Here is an 8,645-nt window from a genome sequence, read left to right on the forward strand (position 1 = left end):
TTAAAATTCAATGTTGCGTTGTCTGCGTTCTTCTACTTGTTCTTGAAGTTGTTCCATATAATTAGATTGGAATTCTTCTAATAATGCTTTTGTAATCTCGAATGCTACTGCATGTTCGCAAACAATACTTGCCGCTGGTACAGCACAGCTGTCTGAACGTTCAATCGTAGCTTTAAACGGTTCTTTTGTTTCAATATCTACTGAAGCTAATGGCTTGTATAGCGTTGGGATTGGTTTCATTACACCATTAACCACAATTGGCATACCATTACTCATACCGCCTTCTAAACCGCCTAAATGGTTAGAAGCACGCGTATATCCCGTCTCTTCGTTATAAAGTATTGGATCTTGGATTTGACTGCCTGGTTTTTCAGCTGCTTTAAATCCCTCGCCAAAGCTCACACCTTTAAAGGCGTTAATACCGACTACGCCTTGAGCGATTCTGCCATCTAATTTGCGATCATAGTGTACATAACTGCCTACTCCGACTGGCATATGATCAACAATCACTTGTACGACACCACCGAGTGAATCGCCATCTTTTTTAGCTTGATCAATTTTATCTCTGATTGCTTGTGCTTTATCTTCATTGATGACACGAACATCATTGCTATCCTCGTGTGATTTAATCGTTTCTAAATCATACTCAGCGTCATCTTTGATACCGCCTATTTCAACCACACGGCTATATATATCAATACCTAATTGTTTTAATAAAATTTTACATAAAGCACCCACAGCTACTCGAGCGGCAGTTTCTCTCGCTGATGAACGTTCTAAGACGTTTCTTAAATCACGATGATTGTATTTAATACCACCTACAAGATCTGCATGACCAGGTCTTGGTTTAGAAATTTTACGTTTCATTTTTTCTTGTTCTTCTTCAGAAATAGGAGCAACACCCATAATATTTCTCCAATGCGTAAAGTCGTCGTTTGTTACTACAAAAGTAATCGGGCTACCTAATGTATAACCATTACGTACACCAGAAACAATCTCTACTGCATCTTTTTCAATTTTCATTCGACGACCACGGCCATAACCGCCTTGGCGTTTAAACATTTCTACGTTGATATCCTCAGCTGTTACAGCTAAATTAGCCGGAACGCCCTCAACAATTACAGTCAATTGCGGTCCGTGGGATTCTCCAGAAGTTAAAAATCTCATTATGCAATCACTCCATTTCAAATTAGTAATAATAAGTATACCTACTATCATAGCACACGTGAAATATGGACAGAAACAATTAAAATGATTTAATTGTATAATTTTTCTGACTATTCACGAAGATAAAAATAAAACCAGACTGAATGAGTAATTCAATCTGGTTTACATTGGATAAAATGAATTTAATTTGTATACTCTATATTATTATTCGTATAACCATTCTTCATTGTTGGCTGTGTAAACACTTAGTTCATTAGGTTCGAACCATAAGCTGATTTCTCTTTTCGCAGATTCTACTGAATCTGAACCATGAATTACGTTTCTGCCTACAGTTAAGCCTAGGTCACCTCTGATAGTACCTGGTGCTGCTTCAGTTGGATTTGTTTTACCAATCATATTTCTTGTTACTTCTACTACATTTTCACCTTCTACCACCATCGCAAATACGGGTGCTGAAGTGATAAATGAAACAAGACCTTCGTAGAATGGTTTATCAGCATGTTCACCATAATGTGTTTCTGCTAATTCTTTGGAAACAGTCATAAATTTACCGCCAACGAGTTTTAATCCTTTTTTCTCTAAACGAGTGATGATTTCTCCAACGATTTTGCGTTGAACACCATCTGGTTTAATCATTAGAAAAGTTCTTTCCATTTCGCAAATCCTCCTGAAAATAGATGTGTATTTTTATGAATCTAAATAAATACATTTTTAGTTTAACAGTTTATTTAAGCGCTTTCAATATATAGCGATTGTTTTTTATACATTTCTAGATTCCATACGGTTAATTAGTTTTTTAAACCAAGTTGTTGCTGCGTTTTCTTCTAATTCATTTAACAAACGAATTGCTTTTTGTAAATAATGACGACTCACTTGTTTTGATTGCTCAATACTTTCAGACTGTCTGATATAATCCACGCAATAAGCAAAGTCTTCTTTTGGACTATTTGGTTGTAGCATATCAATTTTTTGTTTAAAAGATGGATTCTTTCTGATTTCTAACAATACAGGCAATGTAATATGACCATTCATTAAGTCACTGCCAACAGGTTTACCTAATTGTTTCTCAGTACTTGTGAAGTCTAGAATATCATCAACAATTTGAAAACTCATTCCGATATAATGCCCAATTCTTTTTAATTTATTAGCAGTTTTAGCATCTGCATGTGCAGATAACGCACCTAGTTCTGTTGCTAATTGAATTAACAAAGCTGTTTTTCGATTAATTCGACGTAAATAATTAGTAACAGGTTGATTCGTATTGAATTGATCTTGGAACTGGAAAAGTTCCCCACGACATACATCTACAATAGCATGAGATAAAATCGTATGTATTCTTTTGTCTTCAATTGATGAAATATGTTTTAAAGCTAACGCTAATAAGTAATTCCCTGTTAATATCGCTGTATCTTGATCCCATTTTTTAGTAATAGTTAAACGACCTCTGCGTTTATCACTTTTATCAATCACATCATCATGAACCAAAGTTGCCATGTGAATCAGTTCTAATGAAACAGCAATTTTATACGTTTCTTTGTTTCTTGGCGAATCCCCATATTCACTGCTTAAAATAACAAAAGACGGGCGCACACGTTTACCACCTGATAAGAGTAAATGGTGTGCCGCCTCTTCTAATACAATATTATTACTTTTTATTGTGTTTTTAAGTTGTCTTTCAATTTTCTTAACTTCTCTATTAATGTTCAGCTTATCCACATTAATCACCTTTTGCTGTTTCTTTTTCCTTTTCCTTATACCCTAAATGCATTGCGGCAACTCCGCCAGTAAAACTTTTAACTTCAATATCTCTGAAACCTGCTAATTGGAAAAGTGCTTTTAGTTCATCGCGATCTGGAAAATTGAAAGCTGACTGTTGAAGCCATTCATATTCTTCTTTAGATTTAGCGAAGAATTTACCGAAAATCGGCATTACAAATTTGAAGTATAATTGATAAAGTTGTTTGAAGACTGGAATTGTAGGCTGGCTTGTTTCTAAGCAGACCACCATACCGCCTGGTTTTAAAACACGATTCATTTCTTTAAGTGCAATGACATAATCAGGAATGTTTCTTAACCCGAAACCGATTGTTACATAATCAAATTCATTATCATCAAAAGGTAATTCCATAGCATCGCCTTGTACGAGTTGAATATTTGCCATGTTTTTAGTCTTTTCTTCTCCGACTTTCAACATATTTTCACTGAAATCTAAGCCGATAACTTCGCCTTTAGGGCCAACAGCCTTACTTAATGAAATTGTCCAGTCAGCTGTACCGCAACATACATCTAATGCTTTGCTGCCAGGTTTTACTTGCATGGTTTTCATAACGCGTTTACGCCATACTTTATGTTGTTCGAAGCTGATAATGTTATTTAATCGGTCATACTTAGTGGAAATGTTTTGAAAGACTTTATGAACTTTTTCTTTATCTGCTTTATTTTTAGCCATATATAATACCTCTACTTTATTTAATATTGCTGCGCAATTCGTCAAAAATAGCTTCGACTTCTGCTTCGTTATAATCTTTAAGGTACGACGGATGATGTTCTGAAGCATATTGAATCAGACTATCATTTGCTTTACTTAGTTCAGCGTTTGGATTGAAATGATGAATAGTAATTGCAGGGAAAATAGTTTCTATAAATTGAACTGCGTCTTTTATCTCGTTATGAGTGAGTGTTTTGTAATGCAAAGCAGTTTTTAATTCGTTTACTTTAATAATTGCATTGCTCATAGCTTCTAGATATTCTGAATCATTGATAGCTGCTGTCAACGTATAAAAATGCGCACTGATTAAATCCCCTATCAGAATTGCATTTTTAGAAAGATGACTACTCGTAATAGAATCAAGATGACTCATGGATGTGTCGATTGCGAGGCATGCTAATTTTGCTTCGGACAAAATATTTTGCGCATCAAGTACATGAGCCAATTGATGATTATACTGAATTGGTTCATGACTATGTATACCATTAAGCTTATGATCTATTTGGTTTTTTAATGTACTTAATGTTGAATCCATGTCTGCACCTCACGTTATTAATCATTAATCATCTTAACATTATATATAGAAAAATAAAATCACTTTTGTTCAACTGCTTGCAATATCTAGCAAATTCAGTCGTAAAAGTAATTCAAAGGATAAATATGTAATAAAAAGAAAAGCCCCGAAAAGGGCTTTTCTGTTAAGTATTGAATTCATTATTTAACTGCATCTTTTAAAGCTTTACCAGCTTTGAATGCTGGAACTTTGCTTGCTGGGATGTCGATTTCTTTACCAGTTTGCGGGTTGCGACCTTTACGGGCTGCACGTTCGCGAACTTCAAAGTTACCGAAACCAATCAATTGTACTTTTTCACCATTAGATAGTGAGTTTTGAATTGATTCGAATACAGCATCAACTGCTAAACCAGCTTCTTTTTTAGTTAATTCAGCTTGTTCTGCAACAGCATTAATTAAGTCTGTTTTATTCATTATGAGTCACCTCCCAAGGGTTTGCTAATGATAACTTAATATCATTATGCTATGACTTTAACACAACGACTCTTACTATCGCAATTATTTATAAGCATAAAACCGCGATTTATAAGGTTTTTTAGCCACCTATGTGTAAATATACAATAATAGTAAATTAATTTAATTTCTATTCTGACTTTTTGTCTCTATCCATTAATAATTTTAAACTTTTCTCTAATGGAACATTTTCAAACAATACGCCGTATAATGCGGATGTAATTGGCATATCAATGTTTTTTTCTTTAGCTAAATTATGAACAGATTCAGTAGTATAGAATCCTTCAGCAACCATGTTCATTTCTGAAAGTGCTTCATCCACTGTTTTACCTTGACCTATTTTATAGCCAAGCGTATAGTTTCTTGAATGTGTTGAAGTACATGTCACGATTAAGTCGCCAATACCGCCAAGACCTAAGAAAGTCATTGGATCAGCACCAAGTGCTTCTCCTAATCTGCTGATTTCAGCTAGCCCACGTGTCATCAATGCTGCTTTAGCATTATCACCGAACCCCATACCAGCGACAATACCACTTGCAACAGCAATGATATTCTTTAAAGCGCCCCCTAATTCAACACCAACTAAATCATTGTTCGTGTAGACACGTAAGTATTCATTCATAAATAAGTCCTGAGTTAATTTGCTGATTTCTGGATCTTTAGAAGATGCTGCAACAGTTGTTGGTTGTTGAATAACTACTTCTTCAGCATGGCTTGGTCCGGATAATACAGCGACACCGCCATTATGTTCTGGGGCAACAGAATCCTCAATCATTTCTGAAACACGTTCAAATGTTGAGTTTTCAATACCTTTTGCGACGTGAATAAATACTTTTTTCGATGTTAACTTCTCATCGATTTGTTTAACTACTTCTCTAATAGCTTTTGTTGGTAACGCAATCAGATACGTATCTGAAAAATTAACTGCTTCTTCTAAATCAGAAGTTGCTTTAATTGTTTCTTCTAATTTAGCTTCATTTAGATAGCGTGAATTTGTATGATAAGTATTGATTTCCTCAATGCTTTGTTTGTTTTTACCCCACATTAAGACTTCGTGACCGTTTTGTGCGAGAACATTCGCTAATGCTGTACCAAAACTGCCCATACCAAAAACGGCAACCTTACTCATATACTTCATCCTTTCAATACTAATTTCGTTTTCTTGGAATTATTTTGATTGGTGTTCCTTCGAAACCAAATGCATCTCGAATCTGATTTTCTAAGTAGCGTTTATATGAGAAGTGCATTAGTTCTTCATCATTTACAAATACCACAAAAGTCGGTGGTTCAATTGCAACTTGTGTTGCATAGAATACTTTCAATCGGCGACCTTTATCAGTCGGTGTTGGATTCATTGCGATAGCATCCGTAATCACTTCATTCAATGTTGAGCTTTGAACACGTTTTTTATGGTTTTCGCTCGCTTCATTGATTAATGGGAATAATGTACGTAGACGTTGTTTTTCTTTCGCAGAAACAAATGCGATAGGTGCATAGTCTAAGAATTGGAAGTTTTTACGCACTTCGTCTTCAAATTTCTTCATCGTTTTACTATCTTTTTCAAGAGTATCCCATTTGTTTACCACAATTACAATGGCTTTACCCTCCTCGTGTGCATAGCCTGCTACACGCTTGTCTTGTTCAATGATACCTTCCTCGGCATCCAAGACAACAAGTACTACATTAGAACGCTCTATAGCCTTTAATGCGCGTAATACAGAGTATTTCTCTGTTGATTCATATACTTTACCCTTTTTACGCATACCTGCAGTATCGATTAAGACGTAATCTTGTCCTTCATAAGAATATTCTGTGTCAATCGCATCGCGTGTTGTTCCGGCAATATTAGAAACAATGACACGATCTTCCCCAAGAATTGCATTGACTAGGCTGGATTTACCAACGTTCGGACGTCCGATTAATGATAATCTGATAGTGTCTTCATCATAAAGATCGTCGCTTTCATCTTTGAAGTGTTTAGCGACTTCGTCTAACAAGTCCCCTAAACCAAGCCCGTGTGAACCTGAAATTGGGAATGGTTCTCCAAATCCAAGTGCGTAGAAATCATAAATATCTGCTCTCATTTCTGGATTATCTACCTTGTTGACAGCTAAGACAACGGGTTTATTTGTTTTATAGAGCATTTGCGCAATCATTTCGTCTGTTTGTGTCAATCCTTCACGTTGATTAACCATAAAAATAATAACATCAGCTTCATCAATTGCGACTTCAGCTTGAGCTCTGATTTGTGTTTGGAATGGTGCATCAGATAATTCAATACCACCTGTATCAATGATATTAAAGTCGTGTGTCAACCATTCACCGCTAGAATAGATGCGGTCTCTTGTGACGCCGGGTGTATCTTCAACAATTGATACACGCTCTCCGACAATTCTATTGAATATTGTGGATTTACCGACATTCGGTCGACCTACAATAGCAATAACAGGTTTAGTCATAAGCTAACTTCCTCTCTTTCATATATCTAGTTAATTTTATCACATGGCTTATTTAAAGCAAAAGAAAATTAGGCAATAAAAAAGTCAAGACTGTAAAGTGTGAAGTTATGACACTCACTACAGTCTTGACTGATGTTAGCGAATTACTTATTAAAATTTAAGGTTTTTCAATTTGTCGCCGAACATTTCACCTAATGTTGGGTTATCGTTATCTTCTTCTTCTTTACCCTCAACATAGTCACGTGATTCGTCATCGTCGATTTGAAGTACTTCTTCTTCAGCTGGAACAGCTGCTTTGATAGAAAGTGAGATTCTTTCATTTTCTTCATCAACGCTTAACACTTTTACAGTGACTGTTTGGTTAGGTGCAAGTACATCGCTAGGTTTAGCGATATGTTTACGACTGATTTCTGAAATATGAACAAGTCCTTGAACGCCAGCAGCAATTTCTACAAATGCGCCGAAGTCAGTTAATCTAACCACGCGACCTTCGATTACAGAATCCGCATGGATTTCACCTTTAATGCTTTCGAATGGGCTTGGTAAAGTATCTTTAATTGAAAGTGAGATTCTTTCTGAGTCTCTTTCAACTGATTTAACTTTAACTTTGACTTTTTCGCCCACAGAAACAACGTCTTCTGGTTTATCAACGTGTTCGTGAGAAAGTTCAGATACGTGAACTAAACCATCAACACCGCCGATATCTACGAAAGCACCGAAGTTTGTTAAACGTGCGATAGTACCTTCAATTACATCGCCTTCATTAAGAGATTCTAGTAATTCAGCTTTTTTAGCTTCGTTACGCTCTTGTTCAACAGCTTTACGGCTAAGGATGACGCGATTGTTTTCTGGATCAAGTTCTTCGACACGAAGTTCTAAAACTTGTCCGTCAAAGCTTGAAAAGTCTTCAATGAAATCAGTAGAAATTAATGAAGCTGGGACAAACCCTCTTTGTCCTACGTCTACAACTAATCCGCCTTTAACGACTTCAGTTACTTTTGCTTCGATAATTTCGTTATTTTCTTGTTTCTCTTGTAAATATTGATAAGACTTCTCTTGTTCTAATTGACGAATTGAAAGGATATAAGCTCCTGTTTCATTTTCTTCGTCATTTTCTACCTTAGTCACATAAGCTTCTACAGCATCTCCTTCTTTGACAACCTCATTTGGGCTATCAATATGATGAGTAGATAATTGACTAATCGGTACAATACCGCTAAATTTGCCACCGTCGACATCAACAATCACTTGTTTTTCTTCGACTTTTTGGACTTGTCCAGAGATTTTATCTCCTTCTTTAATTTCATTAATCATTGATTCATTGAATTCTTCAGTCATCTTGTATGCCTCCTTGTACACTACATAATTATAACATCTTACAAACTGACAGAATTGTCAAGAAATTCACCTCTATTCACAAAAAGTGAAGAATTCTCTCAAATTCTACAGTGTTAAAGTATTATTTTTACGTTCCAATGTACGTATTTATTCTCACTATAATATAT

At 35.5% G+C, this 8,645-nt stretch carries 9 protein-coding genes; all 9 read right to left on the reverse strand.

Annotated elements, in window-relative coordinates:
* The 9 genes from aroC to rpsA all read right to left on the reverse strand — a co-directional run bounded on the left by aroC (position 1) and on the right by rpsA (position 8,478).
* Positions 1 to 1,167: a chorismate synthase gene (gene aroC / locus BU038_RS02425; protein ID WP_107604651.1), complete on the reverse strand. Its 1,167-nt coding sequence runs from the start codon at positions 1,165 to 1,167 to the stop codon at positions 1 to 3.
* A gap of 204 nt (positions 1,168 to 1,371) precedes the next feature.
* On the reverse strand, positions 1,372 to 1,821 hold the full coding sequence (gene ndk, locus BU038_RS02430; RefSeq protein WP_107604652.1) for a nucleoside-diphosphate kinase: 450 nt from the start codon (positions 1,819 to 1,821) through the stop codon (positions 1,372 to 1,374).
* A gap of 105 nt (positions 1,822 to 1,926) precedes the next feature.
* The gene (locus BU038_RS02435) at positions 1,927 to 2,883 is read right to left on the reverse strand and encodes a polyprenyl synthetase family protein (RefSeq protein ID WP_107604653.1); all 957 of its coding nucleotides are present in this window, start codon (positions 2,881 to 2,883) and stop codon (positions 1,927 to 1,929) included.
* Between the two features lies 1 nt (position 2,884).
* A complete protein-coding gene (locus BU038_RS02440) occupies positions 2,885 to 3,616 on the reverse strand; it encodes a demethylmenaquinone methyltransferase (protein WP_107604654.1) in 732 nt (243 codons plus the stop codon).
* Between the two features lie 16 nt (positions 3,617 to 3,632).
* Positions 3,633 to 4,190 (reverse strand): heptaprenyl pyrophosphate synthase subunit A, encoded by a 558-nt coding sequence (locus BU038_RS02445; protein ID WP_107604655.1) that lies wholly within the window; start codon positions 4,188 to 4,190, stop codon positions 3,633 to 3,635.
* Positions 4,191 to 4,369: 179 nt separating this feature from the next.
* A complete protein-coding gene (locus tag BU038_RS02450; RefSeq protein ID WP_002480978.1) occupies positions 4,370 to 4,642 on the reverse strand; it encodes an HU family DNA-binding protein in 273 nt (90 codons plus the stop codon).
* Positions 4,643 to 4,811: 169 nt separating this feature from the next.
* Positions 4,812 to 5,810, reverse strand: a complete 999-nt coding sequence (locus BU038_RS02455; RefSeq protein WP_107604656.1) for an NAD(P)H-dependent glycerol-3-phosphate dehydrogenase — start codon at positions 5,808 to 5,810, stop codon at positions 4,812 to 4,814.
* A 19-nt stretch (positions 5,811 to 5,829) separates the two neighbouring features.
* Positions 5,830 to 7,140, reverse strand: a complete 1,311-nt coding sequence (der, locus tag BU038_RS02460; RefSeq protein ID WP_107604657.1) for a ribosome biogenesis GTPase Der — start codon at positions 7,138 to 7,140, stop codon at positions 5,830 to 5,832.
* Positions 7,141 to 7,290: 150 nt separating this feature from the next.
* Positions 7,291 to 8,478 carry a 30S ribosomal protein S1 gene (gene rpsA / locus BU038_RS02465; protein ID WP_107604658.1) on the reverse strand — a complete coding sequence of 396 codons (1,188 nt, stop codon included), beginning with the start codon at positions 8,476 to 8,478 and terminating at the stop codon, positions 7,291 to 7,293.
* Positions 8,479 to 8,645: the final 167 nt, after the last annotated feature.

Source organism: Staphylococcus simulans (assembly GCF_003043455.1).
GTDB lineage: Bacteria > Bacillota > Bacilli > Staphylococcales > Staphylococcaceae > Staphylococcus > Staphylococcus simulans_A.